19 protein-coding genes and 3 tRNA genes are annotated in these 22,345 nt (G+C 46.0%); 13 read left to right on the forward strand and 9 right to left on the reverse strand.

Features of this window, described 5'->3' with window-relative positions:
* Both tgt and queA read right to left on the reverse strand, forming a co-directional pair.
* Nucleotides 1–826 (reverse strand): tRNA guanosine(34) transglycosylase Tgt (gene tgt, locus UXZ23_RS09915; protein WP_320820443.1); only part of this gene is annotated, 826 nt, incomplete at its 3' end.
* 26 nt (nucleotides 827–852) lie between these two features.
* The gene (gene queA, locus UXZ23_RS09920; protein WP_320820425.1) at nucleotides 853–1,911 is read right to left on the reverse strand and encodes a tRNA preQ1(34) S-adenosylmethionine ribosyltransferase-isomerase QueA; all 1,059 of its coding nucleotides are present in this window, start codon (nucleotides 1,909–1,911) and stop codon (nucleotides 853–855) included.
* 191 nt (nucleotides 1,912–2,102) lie between these two features.
* Between queA and UXZ23_RS09925 the strand changes: the two genes are divergently transcribed.
* From UXZ23_RS09925 to UXZ23_RS09935, 3 genes are all read left to right on the forward strand, one after another.
* Nucleotides 2,103–2,189: transfer RNA gene (locus UXZ23_RS09925), tRNA-Leu, on the forward strand.
* A gap of 58 nt (nucleotides 2,190–2,247) precedes the next feature.
* A tRNA-Leu gene (locus UXZ23_RS09930) sits at nucleotides 2,248–2,333 on the forward strand.
* A 259-nt stretch (nucleotides 2,334–2,592) separates the two neighbouring features.
* The gene (locus tag UXZ23_RS09935; protein ID WP_320820426.1) at nucleotides 2,593–4,245 is read left to right on the forward strand and encodes a methyl-accepting chemotaxis protein; all 1,653 of its coding nucleotides are present in this window, start codon (nucleotides 2,593–2,595) and stop codon (nucleotides 4,243–4,245) included.
* A gap of 85 nt (nucleotides 4,246–4,330) precedes the next feature.
* Here the strand turns inward: UXZ23_RS09935 and UXZ23_RS09940 are convergent, their stop codons facing one another.
* A complete protein-coding gene (locus UXZ23_RS09940; RefSeq protein ID WP_320820427.1) occupies nucleotides 4,331–6,274 on the reverse strand; it encodes a 7TM diverse intracellular signaling domain-containing protein in 1,944 nt (647 codons plus the stop codon).
* A gap of 347 nt (nucleotides 6,275–6,621) precedes the next feature.
* Here UXZ23_RS09940 and UXZ23_RS09945 point away from each other — a divergent pair, with 347 nt between their 5' ends.
* The 7 genes from UXZ23_RS09945 (at nucleotide 6,622) to UXZ23_RS09975 (ending at nucleotide 14,072) form a co-directional block, all read left to right on the forward strand.
* Nucleotides 6,622–8,934 carry a cytochrome c gene (locus tag UXZ23_RS09945; RefSeq protein ID WP_320820428.1) on the forward strand — a complete coding sequence of 771 codons (2,313 nt, stop codon included), beginning with the start codon at nucleotides 6,622–6,624 and terminating at the stop codon, nucleotides 8,932–8,934.
* A gap of 10 nt (nucleotides 8,935–8,944) precedes the next feature.
* A complete protein-coding gene (locus tag UXZ23_RS09950; RefSeq protein WP_320820429.1) occupies nucleotides 8,945–10,306 on the forward strand; it encodes a DUF1501 domain-containing protein in 1,362 nt (453 codons plus the stop codon).
* Nucleotides 10,307–10,316: 10 nt separating this feature from the next.
* The gene (locus UXZ23_RS09955; RefSeq protein WP_320820430.1) at nucleotides 10,317–10,814 is read left to right on the forward strand and encodes a TlpA disulfide reductase family protein; all 498 of its coding nucleotides are present in this window, start codon (nucleotides 10,317–10,319) and stop codon (nucleotides 10,812–10,814) included.
* Nucleotides 10,811–11,020, forward strand: coding sequence for a DUF4266 domain-containing protein (locus tag UXZ23_RS09960; protein WP_320820431.1), 210 nt, complete (start codon nucleotides 10,811–10,813; stop codon nucleotides 11,018–11,020). Before UXZ23_RS09955 ends, UXZ23_RS09960 begins: the two co-directional genes overlap by 4 nt.
* An 18-nt stretch (nucleotides 11,021–11,038) precedes the next feature.
* Nucleotides 11,039–12,214: a DUF3570 domain-containing protein gene (locus UXZ23_RS09965; RefSeq protein ID WP_320820432.1), complete on the forward strand. Its 1,176-nt coding sequence runs from the start codon at nucleotides 11,039–11,041 to the stop codon at nucleotides 12,212–12,214.
* Nucleotide 12,215: 1 nt separating this feature from the next.
* Nucleotides 12,216–13,112: an FAD:protein FMN transferase gene (locus tag UXZ23_RS09970; protein ID WP_320820433.1), complete on the forward strand. Its 897-nt coding sequence runs from the start codon at nucleotides 12,216–12,218 to the stop codon at nucleotides 13,110–13,112.
* Between the two features lie 117 nt (nucleotides 13,113–13,229).
* On the forward strand, nucleotides 13,230–14,072 hold the full coding sequence (locus UXZ23_RS09975) for an SDR family oxidoreductase (RefSeq protein WP_320820434.1): 843 nt from the start codon (nucleotides 13,230–13,232) through the stop codon (nucleotides 14,070–14,072).
* Nucleotides 14,073–14,099: 27 nt separating this feature from the next.
* On the opposite strand, the gene UXZ23_RS09980 is transcribed toward UXZ23_RS09975, so the two are convergent.
* From UXZ23_RS09980 to UXZ23_RS09990, 3 genes are all read right to left on the reverse strand, one after another.
* Complete coding sequence (locus UXZ23_RS09980; RefSeq protein WP_320820435.1) at nucleotides 14,100–14,516, reverse strand: TorF family putative porin; 417 nt, start codon at nucleotides 14,514–14,516, stop codon at nucleotides 14,100–14,102.
* 126 nt (nucleotides 14,517–14,642) lie between these two features.
* On the reverse strand, nucleotides 14,643–15,758 hold the full coding sequence (zapE, locus tag UXZ23_RS09985) for a cell division protein ZapE (RefSeq protein WP_320820436.1): 1,116 nt from the start codon (nucleotides 15,756–15,758) through the stop codon (nucleotides 14,643–14,645).
* Between the two features lie 119 nt (nucleotides 15,759–15,877).
* Nucleotides 15,878–16,507: an alpha/beta hydrolase gene (locus UXZ23_RS09990; protein ID WP_320820437.1), complete on the reverse strand. Its 630-nt coding sequence runs from the start codon at nucleotides 16,505–16,507 to the stop codon at nucleotides 15,878–15,880.
* A 171-nt stretch (nucleotides 16,508–16,678) separates the two neighbouring features.
* On the opposite strand from UXZ23_RS09990, the gene cysD reads away from it, so the two are divergent.
* The 3 genes from cysD (at nucleotide 16,679) to UXZ23_RS10005 (ending at nucleotide 19,476) form a co-directional block, all read left to right on the forward strand.
* Nucleotides 16,679–17,587, forward strand: a complete 909-nt coding sequence (gene cysD, locus UXZ23_RS09995; RefSeq protein ID WP_320820438.1) for a sulfate adenylyltransferase subunit CysD — start codon at nucleotides 16,679–16,681, stop codon at nucleotides 17,585–17,587.
* Nucleotides 17,587–19,197 carry a sulfate adenylyltransferase subunit CysN gene (cysN, locus tag UXZ23_RS10000; RefSeq protein WP_320820439.1) on the forward strand — a complete coding sequence of 537 codons (1,611 nt, stop codon included), beginning with the start codon at nucleotides 17,587–17,589 and terminating at the stop codon, nucleotides 19,195–19,197. Before cysD ends, cysN begins: the two co-directional genes overlap by 1 nt.
* A 202-nt stretch (nucleotides 19,198–19,399) precedes the next feature.
* Nucleotides 19,400–19,476, forward strand: a tRNA-Met gene (locus tag UXZ23_RS10005).
* Between the two features lie 127 nt (nucleotides 19,477–19,603).
* On the opposite strand, the gene UXZ23_RS10010 is transcribed toward UXZ23_RS10005, so the two are convergent.
* From UXZ23_RS10010 to UXZ23_RS10020, 3 genes are all read right to left on the reverse strand, one after another.
* On the reverse strand, nucleotides 19,604–20,437 hold the full coding sequence (locus UXZ23_RS10010) for a tyrosine-type recombinase/integrase (protein WP_320820440.1): 834 nt from the start codon (nucleotides 20,435–20,437) through the stop codon (nucleotides 19,604–19,606).
* A complete protein-coding gene (locus UXZ23_RS10015; RefSeq protein ID WP_320820441.1) occupies nucleotides 20,430–21,830 on the reverse strand; it encodes a hypothetical protein in 1,401 nt (466 codons plus the stop codon). The genes UXZ23_RS10010 and UXZ23_RS10015 overlap by 8 nt, the downstream gene beginning before the upstream one ends.
* A 252-nt stretch (nucleotides 21,831–22,082) precedes the next feature.
* Complete coding sequence (locus UXZ23_RS10020) at nucleotides 22,083–22,259, reverse strand: hypothetical protein (RefSeq protein ID WP_320820442.1); 177 nt, start codon at nucleotides 22,257–22,259, stop codon at nucleotides 22,083–22,085.
* Between the last annotated feature and the right edge of the window lie 86 nt (nucleotides 22,260–22,345).

Consider the following 22,345-nt stretch of genomic DNA (forward strand, 5'->3'; position numbering starts at 1 on the left):
CATTGCGAGCGTTGCGAGTCGGCATCACGCAATCGAACATATCGATACCCCGACGAACCCCTTCCACTAAGTCTTCTGGCTTGCCTACGCCCATCAAGTAGCGCGGCTTATCCACTGGCATTTGCGGAGCAATATGACGCAGCACTCGCATCATGTCGGGTTTAGGCTCCCCAACACTCAGGCCCCCAACCGCGTAGCCATCAAAACCGATATCCAACAGACCGGCTAATGATTCATCACGCAAGGACTCGAACATACCGCCTTGGATAATGCCAAATAACGCCGATGGATTATCGCCATGTGCATCTTTCGAACGTTTAGCCCAACGGAGGGATAAGCGCATCGAATCTGCCGCTTCTTTTTCAGTTGCAGGATATGGCGTGCACTCGTCAAAAATCATCACAATGTCAGAACCAAGATCGCGCTGGACTGCCATTGAGCTTTCTGGGGTCATCAATACTTTGTCCCCGTTAACCGGCGAGGCAAAGGTGACGCCCTCTTCGGTGATTTTGCGCATGTCGCCCAAGCTGAATACTTGAAAACCGCCTGAGTCGGTTAAAATCGGTTTATCCCAACCAATAAAATCATGTAAGTCACCGTGTGCTTTTACCACTTCCGTGCCTGGGCGCAACATCAAGTGAAAGGTGTTGCCAAGAATGATTTCGGCACCCAAATCCTCAACTTGATCTGGATTTAAGCCCTTAACAGAGCCGTAGGTTCCTACCGGCATAAACGCTGGTGTCTGCACTTCTCCACGCGGAAAACGCAAGGTGCCACGGCGAGCAAAGCTACCCTCTGTTTCTTGATGGTGTAAATCAAACTGCATAAAGCATTCGCGTGACGTATCTGTACTCATTGGGCATCCTGTTGGAATTCAGCCGGCACAGGTGCCGAGCAAGGCAAAAACATAGCATCGCCATAACTGTAAAAGCGGTATCTATTCGCCACTGCGTGCGCATAAGCGCCCATAGTGTTGTCGCGGCCAGCAAAAGCCGACACCAGCATAATCAGTGTTGATTCCGGCAAATGAAAATTGGTAATGATGGCGTCAACGCTGCGGAAGCGATAACCCGGGTAAATAAAGATGCGACTGTCCGCCGCGTACGGCGCTATCTCGCCGTTCTGACTCGCACTCTCTAAGCTACGTACCGAAGTTGTACCTACAGCCACTACGCGCTTTCCAGCGGCTCGCGTTGACTTAACGGCATCGACGACATCTTGAGTTACTTCGATGTACTCAGCATGCATTTCATGCTCGAGCACATTATCAACTTTAACCGGCTGAAACGTTCCTGCGCCGACGTGCAAAGTCACATAGGCGAACTCTACTCCCTTGTTGCGCAACCGCTCTAACAAAGGTTCATCAAAATGTAAGCCCGCAGTGGGGGCTGCAACCGCTCCAGGGGCTTTCGCGTAGACCGTTTGATAACGCTCACGGTCTTCTTCCGTATCGGCTCGCTCCATGTAAGGCGGTAAAGGCATATGACCAACCGCATCTAAAATCTCGAACAGTGGACGATCATCAAGAAAACGTAGATGAAAAAGTGCACCTTCACGACCAACGATCTCAACTTTAACGCCGCCTAAAATAATAATTTGTCCGGGTTTCGGCGACCGCGACGAACGAACATGAGCTAACGCTTCGTGTTCATTTAGAACCCGTTCAATCAGCGCCTCCAACTTACCGCCACTGACTTTTTCGCCAAATAACCGAGCGGGAATCACGCGCGTGTTGTTGAATACCAACAAATCACCCGGATTCAACATCTGCTCAAGATCGCGAAAAATATAATCGCTACACTGCCCGTCCGTGGGATTGAGTACCAAGAGTCGCGAGGAACTGCGCTCGGGCATGGAGTATCTGGCAATCAGCTCGTCAGGCAGATCGAAATGGAAATCTCTGGTTTTCATAATTTAAAAAGTTAACCAATAACGTAGCTCTGTCGCCGCAGTAGACCTAATTGGGGTCTAACAGCCACTTATTCAATAGGTGCGCAAGATTACCGGAGATGAAGCACTAAGTTAAGGAAATCATTAGAAAAAAACTGTTGACACTTTTTCTTTTGGCAGTAATATACGCGGCCACTGACCGATGATGATTTGCCAGAGTGGCGAAATTGGTAGACGCAGGGGATTCAAAATCCCCCGCCTTTGCGGGTGTGCCGGTTCGAGTCCGGCCTCTGGTACCAAATTATTGTTGTGATGTTACTTTCCGTTATTCGTTGCGCCTTGCAACAATAACGTAGGGCCCAAGTGGTGGAATTGGTAGACACGCAGTGTTCAGGTCGCTGTGAGCTATGCTCGTGAGAGTTCGAGTCTCTCCTTGGGCCCCATTAGTGATAAGGTCAATTTCAACTCTCGCTCAAGATTTCTTAGACCACGGCAAAAATTTTACTAGTTCCCTCCCCCAGAAAAAATAAAAGTACCGCGTAGCCCATATTAACGTATCTACTGATAACGCCAGTTATGACAGTTAATTTTCGAAATCCAGTTCCATAAACTTGCTCCTCATCTTCTCCTTAGACTAATTGCTGTTCCCTTAGGGCCACCGTTGACTAAGCTTTAGGAATAATGCGACGGAGATTGATCAGCATGCTAAGACAACCAGTCAAATTGGCTACCCCCATAGCGATCGTAAGTGTTATCGGCATTGTCACTACTCAGGTTTTACCTAAAGTCCCCATACCCGCCAGCCTATCAACCTTGTTTGTCGCATTACTAGCTGGACTTTGTGGCATTGGAGCGACCCTATGGGTCTTCGTACGACCGCTCGAACGCTTCAATCAAGACTTATTAGAAACCCTGAGCGGTGCTAAAAAGCAAATGAGCCCGCACCCTGCTCTCGGTAAAGACACTCAGCAAATAAATGACTCCCTAAACGCTGTGCAATTAATGCAAACACAACTGTCAGAACACGGCGGTAAAATTGCGATTGCAGCGGCAGAAATGTCATTCGCTGCGGATCAACTAAAAGCAAAAGTTCACGACGATGTCATCGATACCCAGCGAATCGTCGCCAGCACTAATCAAATCACTACCAGTGTTGAGCAAATGGTTAACCAAACCAAAGAAGCAGCAAAAACAGCAGACGAAGCTAAATCAATTAATTTGACCGGAAAAGAAGCTGTTGCCAAAACCATTCCGCAAATGGAAGGCACGCGAGAACAAGTCAATACCAATGCGGAATTGATTTCTCAACTCGAAGCAAAATCCGAAGAGATTAAAACTGTTACGCGCATTATTAGTGACATTGCGGAGCAAACAAATCTACTTGCTTTAAATGCGGCCATTGAGGCAGCACGTGCAGGAGAGCAAGGACGAGGATTTGCTATAGTGGCAGATGAAGTTCGTGCCTTAGCCGCTAAAACATCTAGCGCTACAGAACAAATTGGTAATACCGTAAATGAAATTAATTTAGAAATTAAAAATGCCGTTACCAATAGTAAAGATTTAATTCAAACGATAGATCTTGGCGTTCGTATGACGCAAGACGTCAGTAAGCATTTAAATGACATCTACGACAGATCTGAACATATTCAAGCTAGCATAGGATCATTGGCAAGTAACGTTGGTAGCAACAGTACTAGCATCCACGAGATTTCAACCATAGTTCATCAAACAAGTGATCGCTTAGCTCTAACCGAAGTAGAGATAGCGTCAATTTCTGAAAAATCATTGTCTTTATCTGAAACAGCCGAACGCATTTATGAATCCTTTGGTGTCGCCAGTTTAGGGGAGCATCACGACAGTGCAAAATTTGCCGCCTTAAATTCAGCACAACAAATACGCGAGGTATTCGAACGCGCCATTGAAAATGGAAAAATAACAATGGCAGACCTCTTTGATGAACAATACACGCCTATTTCAGAAACTAACCCACAAAAATTCTCAACCCGTTTCGATCGCTTTACAGACGACGTACTTCCTGCGATACAGGAGCCGATATTAGATCAGTACAATCATATAGCGTATGCCGGAGCAGTTGATCGTAACGGTTATTTTCCGACCCACAACAAACGTTTTTCCAAAGTACTAACGGGGGATCTAGCCACCGACCTAGCCAACAACCGCACTAAACGTATTTTCAACGATCGTACGGGATCTCGATGTGGCTCCAATACCAAGCACTTCCTATTGCAGACCTATAAACGAGACACTGGTGAAGTTATGCATGATCTGTCCGCGCCTATTTATGTTAACGGCCGCCACTGGGGTGGTTTTCGAATTGGCTATCGAAGCTTATAACTGTAAATATAAAGCCCAATAAAAAGCCCCATTAGAGAGATCTGATGGGGCTTTTTAATATCCATTATGACGACTGTGTTTTTATCTATTGGTATACAGTAATCCGATTACGGCCATTCGCTTTAGAGTAATATAGTGCTTCATCAGCTAACTTAACCCATTCATCTTGCGTATCACTGCGATTCGGCGTACCACCGTGGATACCAATACTGATGGTCACTCGAAGGTTGGCACCGATACGATCGAAGTCTAAATTCTCGATACAAATTCTAATTGTTTCTGCTAATTCCTTAGCGCGTGTATTCTCCGTATTTGGCAAAATAACAACAAATTCCTCACCACCATAGCGGGCAATTAAATCGGTATCTCGATTCACGGTTTGACGAATAGCTTGAGCAACTGATCGCAAAATTTCATCACCCGCCTGATGACCAAAATCGTCGTTTACACGTTTAAAATGATCAATATCTAACATAACCACCGATAAAGGCTCATTTTCGCGAATTGCCCTAGCAAATTCGCGCTCCATTACCTGATCGAAATAGCGACGATTTCGTACATTCGTTAATGCATCGGTTGTACTCATTAATTGTAAACGACGGTTAACACTTTCTAACTCAAGAGTGCGCTCTTTGACACGAACCTCTAAGGTTTCGGTAGCACGACGTTGAATCTCAAGTGCTGACGCTTGCGCTTCGCGCGCTGCTCGCTCGTGTTCTAGCGCTTTCTCTTGGGCATGGCGTGCATTTCGCTCTTGCTCTAGAGCCTCACCTTGAGCTCTACGCGCTAGCTTCTCGTGTTCGAGTGCGGAAATTTGTGCTTCATAGCGGTCACGCTTTTCTTGATTTAAACGATCGGCCAAAGCAAACGATAATAAAATCACCTCCATCGCCGAGCCAATTTGAATGGCGTTTTCGGTAAAGAAATTACGTGGCAAAAAATTGAACTTATTCAACGCCAAAACAGCCCCACCAAACAACATAGATGACCAAGCAATCGTGTAATAACGCGCAGCAGAGAATCCCTGCCCCCAACGTAAAATCCCTACATATAAAGCACAGGATATGGCTATCACCGCCGTTACAATAAGTACCCGTATCATCAAGTGATAAGGAAAGAAGTTACTCATTAGCACGATGCAAACACAGGCAAGAATCAGAGTAAGGAGTATTCGGTCAAACCACACAGCCCCCTCTTTCAAAAAGAGGAAGTTACGAGTGAATATACCAGCAAAAATCACAACACCTGCCAGCATCACGATAATACTTTGATCGTTCCATTCTGTTGCTTCTGGCCAAAGATACTGGAAGTTAACCCCTTGCAAGCTGCCTAAAAAGCCCGTCATAGAGGCGACATAGAGTACGTAATACAAGTAGTTAACTTCTCTAACTGAGAAGAATACAAACAAGTTATACAGCACCATAATGAGCATAATGCCGTAGTACAGCCCGAGCCCGAGTATTTGATTTTGGTCATGCACAAAGAAGTCGCGCTCTTCCCATAAGCTCACGGGGAATTGCATAGAACTAGATGTATCAACTCGGAAAATCCATTCTTGGGTTTCTCCGGCGTTCAAACTCATAGGTAATACAAAATAGCGATGAGGAATAATACGATCATAAAAGCGCTGTTTATCACCGAGTGTATCCACTGTCCATTCAGAGCCTGATTGACGACGATGAACCTCGATATAATCCAGAACGGGATAAGAAATACTCATTAACCGATCGACTTTAAGTGCGGTCGGATTGGTGAACACCATGCGAAACCAATAGACAGAATCCGTATAGCCAAACGCTAAAGATCCATGATCTAATTGCTGCCAATGTTCGTTTGACAGATCATCTATTTTAGCGCTGTGATCAACATCTTCATAAAACTCTAAATACCGATCGAGAGATTCGCCTGAATACAAGGTCAACACATCGATCATCGGTGCCCCGTCCTCAAATACCCCTGGTATCTGTTCCGCACGAGCACCCAACACAAATAGCATCATAAACAACGCGATAGAAATCTGTTTCAACATAAGTTCTTATTCCTCTTCCTGAGAAATAGTGTAGATCAGGCTTACGAAATCGCCGTATTAATGACTCAGTTGTCAGTGGCAAATCACAGATTAAGCCGCCCTGCTATCCTTACGGGCCCAATCTAACCACCAATAACGCCAATCTTCCGGCGAGGCAGTTAATATCTCGTTCGAGATAACTAATTCGATAGGACAAAAACAGAATGCTACAGATCGACACGAGGGCGATACAAAGACAAGGTAAGATCCGGAAATAGATCACAAAACCATGCATTACCTAGTGATATTGTAGGGAACTATCGCGAATCGATAACATCTATGCTCGCGGACTTAATGAGGTACAAGCAATGAAGAAAGGAATTCTCGCCTTTTTAGCGGTTTCGCTGCTGTTACTGAGCGGCTGCAAAAATGAATATAGCGGAAATGTCGGCGGAGCCTCAAACGGCGGTGACGGCAGTCTACCGGGCATATTTAATGAAGAGGGCAAACGCCAATACGATACCCAATGCGCTTCGTGTCACGGCGTTGATGGCAATGGTACTTCTATTGGGAGTCCCCTCGTGGCTTGTGCCACCTGCACCAGCGTTGAGGTACTGGCCGACGAAATCACTCGCACCATGCCGATCTCAAAAACTGAACAATGCGTTGATCAGTGCGCTACCGATACTGCCGAATACATACTCTACGCATTCAATGGTTCCAATCTTTCCGCTGCGGCAACAGCGTTAAACGGTGTTACCAACGAAGATGCTGTACTGACACTGCGTAAAGCGACCTTGCAACTTGCCGGTCGCCTACCCACAACAACTGAAACCAGTGCAGTGCAAAGCGAAGGCGATAGTGCCTTATCCAGTGTGCTCGATGTATTAATGAACGAACCGGTATTCTATGAACGATTAATGGAGTTCTTTAACGAGCAACTCCTTACCGACAAATATCTAAGTTCGAATTTGTACGAGGGCGGCATCAACCTACTCGACAATGATGATTACCCTAATCGTAAGTGGTACGAAACCGCTTACCCTGGCGATGAATTAAGCTCAATACGCAGCTGTGTTCGCACCATTACCAATGACGCAGTATCTCGCGCGCCACTTGAACTGATTCGTTATGCGGCTATGAGCGACCTTTCGCATACTCTCTACGTGAATGCCGATTACATGATGGTTAACTGGTACAGCCAACAAGTGTACGACGCTGAACTGCTCGATCCAGCAGTAACGTTTGCGCAAACCACCGATCCTGTATGCGACGAAAACGATGTCCAGCTTTACTATGATCCTACCGATTTTAAACCTGCACGCATTACCCGCGCACTTGAGCACGAAACGGGCGGGGTTCCGCATGCAGGCGCACTCACATCGCCCATGTTCTTAAATCGGTATCCAACTACGCTAACCAACCGTAATCGCCACCGCTCGCGCATAGTGTTCGATTACTTTATGGACACCGATATCTTGCAAATTGAGGGTGACCGCCCCGGCGATGGTACCGGTAACGGTTCAGCCAATCCAACATTACTGGATCCAGCCTGCTATGCCTGCCATCAGGTGATGGATCCTGTCGCTACCGCCTTCCAGCATTGGACCGATCGCGGCCAATACATAGTCACGGGCAGTACCTCCTCAAACCAATGGGATAGCTCAGACATTGAGCCCGCCGGTTTAAACGGTAAAACCATTCCGCTTTCTGGAGCCGACGGTTACTTCCGCAACATGTTGCAGTGGCTGGGCACTCAAATTAGTAACGATCCGCGCTATGTACGCGCCACTGTGCGTACGCTTTATACTGGCTTGATTGGTAGTGATCCACTACTAGCCCCCGGCGAAGATGCATCAGAAGACGAACAGCTTGCCTACACCAGCCAACGCACCATATTAAACGCCATCGGCCAAGCAATGGTGGCCGACGGTTGGCGCATTAAAACGGCAGTTAAAGGCATTATTTTAAGCTCTTACTACCGAGCAATTGCCATCGACGAAGCAAAACTTATCGTCACGGATCACATTGGTTCAAGCCAGTTCCTTAGCCCAGAGCAAGTACAACGAAAACTCAATGCAACTCTCGGTTTCGGCTGGGATGAATTCAGATCCGAAGACAATCGTATTATGTACGGAGGCATGGACTCAGACTCCATCACGGAACGCATTACCGAACCAAGCGGCCTTGTTATTGCCATTCAAGACCGCATGGCGAGCGAAATGGCCTGTCGCGCAGCCGCACTCGATTTCACTCGCAGTGTCGATAAGCGCAAGCTGTTCGTCGACGTCGAAACCAGCACGGACCCTCGCAATGACGAGGGTGTTATATTAACCGCGCAGGTGGCCCGAATTAAAAGCAACATCGCCTACCTCCACTGGGTATTAATTGGTGAAGAAGTGGCAACCGACTCTGCAGAAGTACAAGCAACTTACGATTTATTCTCGGCAGTGCTTAGTGAAGGCCAAGAAATGCTTGAAAATAAAGATGCCTACGACCCGCGCCCTTCAACCTACCTTGAATGGGAATGCCGTGCGCGTTGGTACCGCGACAAAGACGGCCGGACGGATGGCGATTTACCTGAAGAAGACCGAATCGAACAAGACAGCAATTACGTTATCCGCGCATGGATTGCGGTAATCGCCTATTTATTATCCGACTATCGCTTTGTGTACGAATAAGGAGCATGCCATGAAACGCCGTAACTTTTTGCAATTGATGGCTGCTACTGGAATGACGGCACACATGCCGTTATGGTCGCCCAAAGCACATGCTGCCACTGCACTCGATAAATACCTCGTCGTGGTTAACGCCAGCGGCGGTTGGGACCCAACATCACTATGCGACCCCAAAGGTCTGAACCAAGCTTACCCAGATCAATCCGACCGCCACGAGGGCTCAACGAACTCAGTGGCAATCGATCCGACCAAACAAATTGGCGATATTCGCTGGAGTGCCGTACCGGAAACGGCATCCAATAACGTCGATGTTCTTACTCGAATTACCGAACAATTTGATGGTTTTTTCACCACTTATGCCAACCGCATGACAGTGATTAATGGCATAGATACGGGCACCAATAACCACGACTCAGGCAACCGCGCTATCTGGTCAGGCAACTTAGATGCAGGTTACCCAAGTATATCGGCTTATTACGCAGCAACGGTGGCACCAAACCTACCGATGGCGTTTATTAGTAATGGCGGTTATGACTTTACCGATTCATTAGTGCCTCGTGCTCGCGCCAGTAATGCCGACTTTATTGATCAGCTTGCTGATCCGAATAAGTATTACAATGACATCGGCTTTTTGTATCGCGACAGCACCCGCACAATCAATCAATACGATCGTGTAAAAGAAGCTCGCGCAGCACGTTTAGCGCGACAAATAGAAAATGAAACCTTACCCCTACGGCGTAAGCAGTTAAGCCAATTATTTGGAATTCGAAGCGAAGAAAGTAATCTTGGCGAACTCAGTGTGCATTTAGACGATATCAAGGCCAATGTCATACCTGATGAAAACTGGCACGAAAATCGTTCTGATAGTTTAAAAAACCAAGCACAAGTCGTTGTTGCTGCGTTTAAAAGTAATTTAGCTGCTAGCGCTAATTTAAACATTGGCGGTTTTGATACCCATGGTAATCACGATTCCAGCGCTTATCCGCAATTAGGTGATTTACTGGAAGGCGTACATTATTTAATGGCGGCGTTAGAGTTTGCTGGTATTGCCAATAAAACAACCGTCATTATTGGCTCTGATTTTGGTCGCACTCCATACTACAATTCAGGCAACGGTAAAGATCATTGGCCAGTAACCAGCATGATGGTTATTCACCCGACGGCCACTGGCGGACGTGTATTTGGTGCATCAACCAGTGACTTTAATTCTCAAACCATTAATCTACAAACCGGTATTGCAGGTACAGGGGCAAATGATCTTATCTTGACGCCAGAACACGTGAACTACTCCCTGCGTACCTTACTTGGAGTTAATAACAATGTTCTGGCCGAGAGCTATCCCTTAGCGAGCGATGCATTCAATATTTTTGCGTAAGGAATGAGACATGCGTATTGGTGTACTTTTTAGTTTATTGTTGCTGAGCTTTGCAAGCTTCGCTGGCGCGGAAACCAAACAACCGGCACCCGCTTTTACTTTGCCTAAGCTTGTAGGTGAAGGTACTTATAGTTTGAGTCAATTTCGCGGCCAAGTGGTGTATCTCGACTTTTGGGCGTCGTGGTGTGGCCCTTGTCGCAAATCACTTCCTCTATTAAATGAGTTGCGCGGCGAACTGCATAAACAAGGATTCGAAGTATTGGCTATTAACTTAGATGAAGATAAAGCCAGTGGCTTAGATTTTTTAAAGGAAGTGCCTGTATCCTATCCAACACTCCACGATGCCAATGGCACTACGCCGAATGCCTACGGCTTACGTGGTATGCCGACATCCTATTTGATCGACCGCAACGGAATCATGCGCGCCGTACACATGGGGTTCAAACCTTCTGACATGACCGAAATTCGCACCCAAGTAATGCAGTTGTTAAACGAGAAAGCTCGATGAAACGTGTTTTTTTCTTGATGATTTTGGTTTTGGGCGTTGCCGCTTGCAGTAACGTGCAACCGTGGGAACGCGGCTATTTGGCCAGAGATATAATGGCATGGGATATTGATGGGCAAAAAGCCGCCTTCGATCGCCATATTAATTTTAGTAAAGAAGGTTCATCAGGTGGTGGTCAGGCTGTAGGAGGCGGATGCGGATGCAATTAATTGCCGTACAGATTCTCTATGACATCAAATAGAAAAAATGTTTTAGCCGCCCTGGCTGCCGCTGCCGCAATGCCTATCAGCACGAATAGCAACAGCTTAGCAGCCCCGCAAGAAAGTAAAATTGGTTATCGTTATAGCCAATACCAAGAAGCCGACGCTCCGCGTGAGCGTACATTTACCCCAACAATAGAACGCTATCAAATAGACGTTCATCAATTGCATTATGGCCGCCCAATAACCGGTAACTGGTATATTAATACCGATTTACAATACGAAACCCTAACCGGTGCTTCGCCACTGCAAACCTACGAAAATACCGATGGTAATAGCGTGCTGTTAATGACAGGCGCGAGTATTGATGAACAGCGCACCGACCTGCGCGTTGCCCCTACCCGCTACTTCAGCCAAGGCAGCATTGGTGGCAGTATTGCCTACTCAACCGAAGATGATTACCAGTCCATCGCGTTAGGTCTTGAAGGTCAGTTAGAGCTAGCAGATCAACTAACAACACTTCACGGCTCAATTAGCGTATCTAACGATACACTATCGCCAACGGATGCTTATTTATCCAGTATTCGCCAAGATGCTGATGGCAACGACAAACGCACTATTTCTATTTATGAAGGTATCTCGCGAGTATTAACAAAAACCAGCGTCATGCAAGCTGGTATTGGCTATACACATCAAAGCGGCTATTTATCAGATCCCTATAAATTTGAAGACAGGCGACCGGGGCAACGCGATCAAGTAACGCTTGATGGGCGCTACCGCTTATATTTTAACGTCGGTGACGGGGCCGCCTTGCACCTAGATTATCGCTACTACACCGACGATTGGGGCATACGTTCGCATACAATTACTACCCGCTGGGCGCAAAGTTGGAAAGCCAATCAATGGACGTTCAACCTAATCCCAAGCCTGCGCTACTATCGCCAAACGGCTGCTAGTTTTTATCGGCTGGAGCAAAATCCACCAGACAATGAATTAAGTTCATCCGACGCCCGTTTATCAACGTTTGGGGCCCTTACTTATGGTATCGAAGGCCAAGTTAAATGGCAGCGCTGGTTAGTAAGCTTAGATATTCAGCAATATGACTCCGCTGAAAACTTGGCACTTATCCAAACCAGTTCTACCGAAACTCCGGCTTTAGTCGATTACCAAGTTGTAAGTCTGGGTATTGAATACCGGTATTAATTTGCAATTACTTCGTCACAAATTTACGGCTATGGCATCACCCTGCGAGGTGATGTTGCCGTATATCGACTCAAATAAAGAAAATACACTAAAAATAGCACTAGCCGCAGAACAAGAAGTTCGCCGCATCGAAACTAAGTACAGTCGCTTTCTTCCCGACAGTATTCTTAGCAAAATAAACAATAGCGGTAGCCGTCAAACTACCATCGACTCAGAAACTCACTACTTATTAAATTATTCGTCCGTTGCATTCGAGTTAAGCGATGGTCTGTTTGATATCACCGCAGGGGTATTGTCAAAACTGTGGGATTTCCGCAATGGCATTATCCCATCGCCTGACGTTCTAACGACAAATCTTGCATATGTTGGCTTTCAACATATTCGATTTAATTCGAATAGCATTATTCTTCCCGCAGGCATGTCGTTAGATTTTGGAGGTATTGGTAAGGAATACGCTGTCGACTGCGCCGCAGCAATCTGCAAATCTGCGGGAATAACGCACGGCATTATTGACCTCGGTGGCGACCTACACGTTATTGGGCCGCAACCCGACAACCGCCCTTGGAAAGTCGGTGTGCGTAATCCTCGCGCACCTGAAAATGCCATTGCGGAGCTAGCGATAACGCAAGGCGGCTTATCCACTAGCGGCGACTACGAACGCTATTTTGAACACTCAGGTAAGCGTTACTGCCACTTACTGTTACCGAAAACCGGAATGCCAGTGTCGTACTGGGCTTCTATTTCTGTTGTTGCCCCGAGTTGTTTATTAGCCGGAACCTTGTCAACGATTGCCATGTTGAAGCAAAGCGATGCTAGGATGTGGTTGGATGAACAAGAAATTCAGTACCTTGGCATTCACCCCGACCTTACAATGATTGAACGTAACACTGGCGGATAAATTTTGTCCCGCAGTTAAAGTGTTCTAATCTACTGAAAAGTTAACTTAATAAAAAACGCTAACGAAGTTTCGACCACCAAATCGCACTGACTCGGTCGAGATAGAGAAGGATTCGAGATGACCACGCTGAAACACACTAACACTGTATTTATAACAGGCTGCTCTACCGGCATAGGACGGGCGTTAGCTTTAGCTTGCCTTGAACGCGGCGACCTCGTTTTTGCCACTGCCCGTAAAATAGAATCATTAAACGACATTGAGCACGAGCGGCTGGTACCGATTGCCCTAGACGTCAACGACGATGCCGCAATAGCAAAAGCAATGGCTATTGTTACTGAGCGTGTGCACCACATAGATTTACTAGTAAACAACGCTGGTTATGCGGCGATGGGGCCAGTCTTAGAACTATCCCACGATAAACTTCTTGCCCAATTTGAAACCAATGTCTTTGCGCCTCTTGCAGTTACTCGTGCCGCACTCCCACTATTGAGAGCGGCCAACGGTTCTCAAGTTGTGAATATTGGTTCTGTTTCGGGCATATTGACTACGCCATTTTCCGGGGCTTACTGTGCAACTAAGGCGGCGCTACACTCTCTTTCTGACGCTATGCGCATGGAATTAGCACCATTTAAAATTCGAGTTATCACGGTACAGCCCGGTGCTATTCAATCGAGTTTTGGCGACAACTCATTAGCAAGTGTATCAGGACTGATTGCCGAAGATTCTTTATACGAACCAGTGAAAGCAGATATTGAAGCGCGTGCTATGGCTTCTCAGCAACACCCCACCACAGCTGCTGATTTTTGCGCTACCTTACTCAGCATATTAAAAGACAATCCAGGAGCCGTTGTTCGCATTGGTAATGGCAGTATGGCCTTGCCTTTAATACGACGCTTGTTACCCATCAGCTGGTTAGATGCGATTTTAAGTAAGAAATTTGGCCTAAAGAAACTGCGCTAATTAAGCGCAGCTTGCCGCGAGAAAGGCTTAAAAAGAAAAAGTTCGAGAAATATCAACCTTAGATTCATAACTAGTTAACGCATAAATTTCGTTAAACGCTAATTCATCCGATTCTTTATCACCAAAATATTGGTAATAAACTGCGCCTAAATCAATAGCGATTTGTTCAGACATCGATAATACAATACCTGCATACATATCAACTTCGGCAGTATTATCATTCCCTTCACCAAAATCGACATTACTCACCCAAGCACCAACATATACATTGTCGCTAATGGCCCAATCCAGACTCAATTGCAGCGCTGGGTCGCCTTCAGTTTGAGTAACACCATTGGCGATGTAATCGCTAAATAACCCAGCGGAAAGAGATAGCTCCGCCTGCGAATATAATGGTAGCGTAAATAAAAATACAGCAAACGTTATTGATCTCTGAATACGCATAACGGTTCCCTCTAATGGCTATTGATAACTATTACTATTATCCAGCCAAAAAATACAGACAGCGGTTGCTGTCTGTATTGTAGGAGCTTTTTAAATTCTTGGTAAAAATTCTAATACGAAGCGAAGTTACTCAGCTCGATGCTCGCGAACTAAATATTCGTGTGATTGCATTTCTAACATACGGGAAGTAGTACGCTGAAATTCAAACTCTAACTTACCTGTTTCATATATATTAGGGATAGCCGCATCAGCCGACATAATCACCTTAACTCCGCGATCATAAAACTCATCAATTAAGTTGATAAAACGACGCGCTAAATCGTCATTTTTGGTGCCCATCACGGGAACATTTGAAATCAAGATGGCGTGAAATAGTTTACCCAACTCGATGTAATCATTTTGCGAACGCGGACCGTCACATAACGCCGTAAACTCAAACCAACCGATATCGTCACATACTGCTTTAGCTGGAATCTTACGCCCTAAAATCTCCACCTGAGTATTTTCTACAACATGACGAGGATCAGGAATTAAGCCGTCAAAACTGGTTTTCAAACTGGCTTCAGCACTACCATCTAGTGGGAAATGGTATAACTCAGCTTGCTCTAGGGTACGCAAACGATAGTCGACGCCACTATCGACATTCACAACTTCGGTAAACTGATTTAATAATCGAATCGCTGGCATGAAACGGTCACGTTGCAAACCGTTTTTATACAAGCCATCAGGCACAATATTGGAGGTTGCAACCAAAGTAACACCGCGATCAAACAGCTCTTGCATCAAGCCGCCCAAAATCATGGCATCGCCGATATCGGATACAAAGAACTCATCGAAGCAAATAACAACCGCTTCGCTCGCAATGCGATCAGCAACAATCATTAAAGGATTCTTCTCACCCGTCAGTGATGTCAGATCTTTATGAACTCGCTGCATAAAGCGATGAAAGTGAGTGCGCATCTTACGTTTAAACGGCAGTGCATCGTAAAAGGTATCCACCAAGTAGGTCTTACCACGGCCAACACCTCCCCAAAAGTAGATGCCCTGCTCTGGTACAGGCTTCTTCTTATTGAGCTTACCAACGAGCTTACTCACAGCCCCTTGGCCAGCACGACGCTTATCCGCAGCGACCAAGTCGTCATATAAGCGCTGGAGATGCTTTACTGCCATCTCTTGCGCAGCGTCATATGAAAAATCATCGCGTTGAAGATCCGCTTGATACAGTTCCCAAGGGGTAGACACAGGCACTCTCCGTCACAGGGGCAAGTTAGATAGGCGTAAATTCGAGGCGCGCAATTTATCTAAGCTTAGGTCAAAGTGCAAACGCCAACACAGCAATCTTCCTGCCTAACTCGACAAGGCTAAGCGATAAGCTCAGCAATAATAGTTGAAAATGACTGCTTGAGGGCCGTCAATCGGCCATGGAAAAAATGACTGCCATCGGTAAATATCTGAAAGTGCGGCGCAGGAATCACCCGCGATACCCAATCATCTACCTCTCTAAACGGCACAACCTCATCGGCATCGCCCATCAACACCCAAGTTTCAAAATCATGCGGCAAGATCATTGGCGCATCAAAATGATGTACTGCCGGAGCCATTAGCACCAAACCATTGACCCACTCAGGTTTATTAACGGCGGCCAAACAAGCCATTCCAGCACCAAACGAGAAGCCAGACAGAATCACCTTAGCCCAACCCAACTCCTCTTTGGCATATTTCAACGCGGCACGCACATCGTCTGGCTCGCCCTGACCATCGGCGTGAGCGCCAGTACTCTTACCAACGCCACGAAAATTAAATCTCAACGTATTTAACCCTGCATCACGGGCCGCCCGCACCACCGTTGTGACCACTTTGTTATCCATAGTGCCACCGAACAATGGATGTGGGTGACACATGAGCACGCCCCAATCGTGATCAAGATTCAAGCTTCGCGCTTCTAAAACACCCGTATTGGTGCGAATGTCCACTAAAAACTCATCACTCATTTACAATTCTCTCTCGGTTTTTCAAGATGGTGCCTAGCTATGTTCCAGCACACAAGCGGAACACCATATCCATATAGCTAAATGTTATTGATTGCACCTTCTTATATGCCAGCCACCTTGGTATATTGCGTTCAAACTAAACTCGCCCGTTTTCTATCAATCAGGCCGACTATGACCGACTACAATCTGACTCACTTGAAGCAGCTGGAAGCGGAAAGTATCCACATCATTCGTGAAGTGGCTGCAGAATTCGACAATCCAGTAATGATGTACTCCATTGGCAAAGACTCTGCGGTAATGCTGCACCTAGCACGCAAAGCTTTTTACCCTGGCAAACCACCTTTCCCTTTGATGCACGTAGATACCACGTGGAAGTTCAAAGAGATGATCGCTTTCCGCGATAAAATGGTTGAAGAAATTGGCATGGACTTGATCGTTCATACTAACCAAGAAGGTGTCGAACAAGGCGTAGGCCCGTTTACTCATGGTTCGTCTAAGCATACTGACATCATGAAAACGCAAGCTCTCAAGCAAGCGTTAGATAAATACGGCTTCGACGCTGCCTTTGGTGGCGCTCGTCGCGACGAGGAGAAATCACGCGCAAAAGAACGTGTTTACTCATTCCGTGACAGCAAACATCGCTGGGACCCTAAAAACCAACGTCCTGAGCTGTGGAACATCTACAACGGCAAAGTAAACAAAGGCGAAAGCATTCGTGTATTCCCTCTGTCGAACTGGACCGAACTGGATATTTGGCAGTACATCTACCTAGAAAGCATTCCACTAGTACCACTGTACTTCTCTGATGTACGCCCCGTGGTAGAACGTGATGGCATGCTAATCATGGTCGACGACGACCGCATGCCACTAGCCGAAGGCGAAGTGCCTGAAATGAAATCCGTACGCTTCCGTACCTTAGGTTGTTACCCATTAACTGGTGCCGTTGAATCAGAAGCAGCAACGTTGCCAGAGATTATTCAAGAAATGCTGCTCACCACTACATCTGAACGTCAGGGCCGCGCAATTGACCATGATTCATCCGGCTCGATGGAGAAGAAAAAACAGGAGGGTTACTTCTAATGTCTAACCAATCTGAACTGATTGCTGCCGATATCCTTGAATATCTGAAACAGCACGAAAACAAGCAGATGTTGCGTTTCTTGACCTGCGGTAACGTCGATGACGGTAAATCTACGTTAATCGGTCGACTACTACACGACTCGAAAATGATCTACGAAGATCAATTAGCCGCCATCGAAAAAGACAGCGCTAAATCAGGCACCACCGGCAACAAAATCGACTTAGCATTGCTAATGGACGGTTTGGCTGCAGAGCGTGAACAAGGTATTACCATTGACGTAGCCTACCGCTACTTCAGTACTACCAAGCGTAAGTTCATCATCGCCGATACCCCAGGACACGAGCAATACACTCGTAACATGGCCACTGGTGCATCAACCTGTGATCTTGCCATCATCCTGATTGACGCGCGTTATGGCGTACAAACTCAGACCAAACGTCACAGCTTTATTGCGTCGTTACTGGGCATTAAGCACGTCGTTGTTGCAATCAACAAAATGGACTTGATGGGTTTCGACGAAGCACGCTTCCATGAAATCAAAAAAGACTACCAAGAATTCGCCGACAAGCTGAATCTGCCAAACGTACATTGCGTACCTATGTCAGCCCTTGATGGAGACAACGTGGTTGATCGCTCAACTCGCGCGCCTTGGTATACCGGCCAGACCTTAATGGAAATTCTGGAAACTGTTGAAGTATCCAAAGACAAAAACTTGGTTAACTTCCGCCTTCCAGTGCAGTACGTTAACCGTCCTAACCTCGACTTCCGTGGTTTCTGCGGCACAATCGCGGCTGGCACCATCAAGCCGGGCGAAACCGTTATGGCACTGCCGTCGCAAAAGACCAGCAAAGTTGAGCGTATCGTCACGTTTGATGGCGATTTAGAAGAAGGCTTCGCGGGACAGGCCGTTACCCTGACCCTAGAAGACGAAATCGACATCAGCCGTGGCGACATCATTGTAAAAATCGACGACCAGCCGATTGTTAGCAACAAGCTCAACGCTAACATCGTATGGATGACCGAAAAACCAATGACCGTTGGCAAACCATACGATCTGAAATTCGCATCAAGCGCGACTGCGGGTACCTTCACTCATGTTCACCACCTGATTGATGTGAATACCCTAGAACAGCGTAGCGCTGAAGAAATTCAGATGAATGAAATCGGTCTAGTTCAAGTTAGCCTTGATAAAGCCGTACCATTCGACAGCTATGCACGTATTCCCGGCACTGGCGCATTCATCGTTATTGATCGCCTAACCAACGTCACCATCGGTGCAGGCATGATCGTTGGCGAAGCCACCGACGACAGCATAGACCGTGGCCCACTAACAGCCGACGAAAAAGCACGTCGCTTTAATCAGAAGCCAGCGATTGTTGCCATCAACGCCACTAACGCCGAGCAACTGGTAAGCGCCCTGGATCGTCGCTTGTTTGAAATGGGACGTGTTGCCGGTATCGCAAACGCGAAAGACGCCGAAGTGCTGAAGAGTGCTGGTTTGGTTGCTCTGGTAGCCGGTGGCGCTGACGGCGCTGATGTGAGCCTAGCGGCTGAAAACGAAAGCGTTGAAAGCCTGATCGCAGACCTACAAGAGCAAGGTATTATCTAACCCTGCTTCTACGTAGCCAAAAGCCCCAGTGTCCACAAGATACTGGGGCTTTTTCGTATAAAAAATCAGTAACAACTCAGCCCTATCCTGTCAGACCTAACTCATTGAAAATAATCACAAAAAAATGTTTGACAGCATTTAAAAAGGTGGCATAATACGCGCCACTTGAGATGCGCAACGCGCATCATCAAGTGTGTGAAGTGGCTATGTAGCTCAGCTGGTTAGAGCACAGCATTCATAATGCTGGGGTCGATGGTTCAAGTCCGTCCATAGCTACCACTTTAAAAACAACGACTTACATGTTAGTGACCGCTTAATTTACTGTATAGAACAACAGTAAATCGAACAAACAGAAGGTTCCAGAATCGAAATCATCGATCTAGGAACTTTTTTTTTGTCTTAAAAATCAGATAGTTAAAAGAGTCGGAGAATACTTTACAGCTTGATCTAGATAGTCAGGAGCAAAGTGAGAGTAACGCATTGTCGTTTTTATATCGGAATGACCAAGAATTCGCTGGAGTACGAACAGATCACCACCATTCATCAGAAAATGTGTCGCGAACGTATGACGCAGGACATGAGTCATTTGCTGTTCTGCTAGATCTAACCCAGCCCTTTTCACACCAGACCTAAAAGCGGATCGACAAGGTTGAAACAACGTTTTGTCTTGCGAGGTCCTTATGGACAGCATCAGTTCATTCATGAATACGGGATCGACAGGGACAAACCTTTTCTTACCATTCTTAGTGTTCAAATATCTAATGCCGGGTTTTGGTTTGGTGACTAACTGATGAACCTTCAATGATTCAGCCTCAATCCAGCGACAGCCAGTAGAAAGGCATATGCGAGCTACCCAATAGACAGATTCATTCCGAGACTGGCGAAGCGCAGCAAACAACGATTCAATCTGATAACGATCAAGATAGGATAGTTCCGTTTCAACAACGGAGAACTGACGAACCTGGGACAATGGGTTTTCGGTTAGATACTGAAGCCGAACGAGTTCAGAAAAAACGGCACGAAGATAGCGAAGCTCATGATTCAATGTTGAATTACTAACCTCATCGACACGAGACAAACGATATTCAGCAAACATAGAAGCACTAAAATCAGACAGTAAAGGATTGTTCATCCTATCTGATATTGCGAGAGTCCTTGAATATCGATATCTAGCGTCTTTTAGCGTATGGCCATGGACACTATACCAGAGTTGAATTGCCTGATTTAAAGTCTCAATCATGTGCATTGGACCAATTATCATAAGCGGTAGACCAATTGTGACCAGAAACACCATTCAGACGATGGTCAGTGAGACGACCTTCTACAAAATCATAGAGGGAATGCCATACCTGCGACGTATTACCGTACAAATGCATCCCAAAATAATCGGCAATATCACTATCCAAACCTAAAGACATTATTTGAGTAGTCAAATGATCAGCAGTCAAACCCTTTCTAGCAGCCAATTTAATCATGTTACCAATCATCATAGCGACATTACGCCGCCCTACTACACCCGCTGATTTTTTCTGATCTCTGACATATAGAAATTCGTCGTCATAACCGAACCAGTTAACATCCTCCTCGACCTTTTGCCAAATGGGATGAATGTAGGTAGTGCTGTGCTGCAATCTAAAATTTTTGAGGCAGTATCGCCAAAACCCATCTAAATGCCGCGTTAAATCACGGGCTTCACGTATACAGACCAGCTCACCGGGCTTTATAACCCTACCCTTATCATCAAGGACCTGAGTTTTATTGAAATGCCCATTTTCAAACTCCTTAATAATACGGTGATGAATACGAAATTCTAGACGATGAACAATATCGCCTTCACCAGTGTCACGACCGTCGTTGTATTCAGGGATAAATGGATCAGTCAGACCTGGAGTATCACGCCATATCATTTGCATAAAATCGATTTTGTCTGATACGACCGCCTCCTTTGATTTATTGTAAAGACAAAATTGAACGCCATCGGAATCGCCAAACATAAACGTTTCTTTATTGCCATATGTATAGGCAGCGGTTGACATGTTCTCGAACCCGAGACTAGAAATACCGGATACTGATAATTGGCGTTTAGACCGACAGACAAGGTTCTGTTCAAAATTTTCGGGAACATCCAGACCTTTGACATCAAGAGCAAGATGGACGGCCACACCAGACGCCTCTACGGCATCGCAAAACATATTAGCTATTTTACGGAGTTCATTCGTAAGCCGTTCAAGGCCGAGTTCATATATAACCTGAGGAGTAGCCTCGATTTTAAGATGGGGACCATGTTGGTCCATTTCACAATAAAAGCTCTTTAAAAGAACGACAAAACCATAATTTAGATTTTTTAAAATAAATTTATAACCAGACCTTTTTCCGGAGCTGGAGAGCTTCCAATCAATACCGCCGATATTAATAACGTCAGTAGATTTGTTGTCCCAGTGATTGGAGATTTGATCGAAAACATCAGGACGAATAGAGGCGTTATACAACTGGCGAATAGTATCGACACCACGCCATAAAAAACGCATTTTTGAAAGATCATATTCAACAGTTAAACGTTCATTTTGAAAAACGTCATAACCAGTCTCTGGTTTAGAAATTCTAGTCATTCGTTTATTTTCGTAACGTGCCATAAAAATCACCTAAATAACGTTTTTAATGATGTTGGAGAGGGTTAACCCCCCTTTTAAATTACGTGTTACAGAAACGTAATTGCGCTTTGCTTCGCAGGTCGCTGCGCTCGCTTGCGAATGCAAAGCGCTAAAAAACCGCTTCGCGTTGCGTGCACAAAGATCCGCAAGCGGACTGTTGCACACACAATCAGGACTCACGTCCTACGGCACACCTACCTCTTGGACTGCGTTGCAGCCCCACTACTAATAATATTATTCAACAAACGGCAAACCTGTTGATGGCTGATCCGGTTCCCAAACAGGGCCTGTATAGCTCGCTATAACCTGACCATCCAAAACGCAAAACCACTCCGATATATCTCGATCATAATCACAGCTAGACAGCGCATTTAAAACACGACTACGATCACTAGATTCAATTATTGCCATGACACGGCCAGACGTCGTTATAACACCTGAGAGACGCCATTTATCGGACAGGACAGGGTCGTCGGATCTCTGCCTTTAATAGGTTT

Origin of the sequence: Thalassolituus sp. (assembly GCF_034111725.1) — a bacterium.
In the GTDB taxonomy this organism is placed as follows: Bacteria; Pseudomonadota; Gammaproteobacteria; order Pseudomonadales; family Oceanobacteraceae; genus Thalassolituus.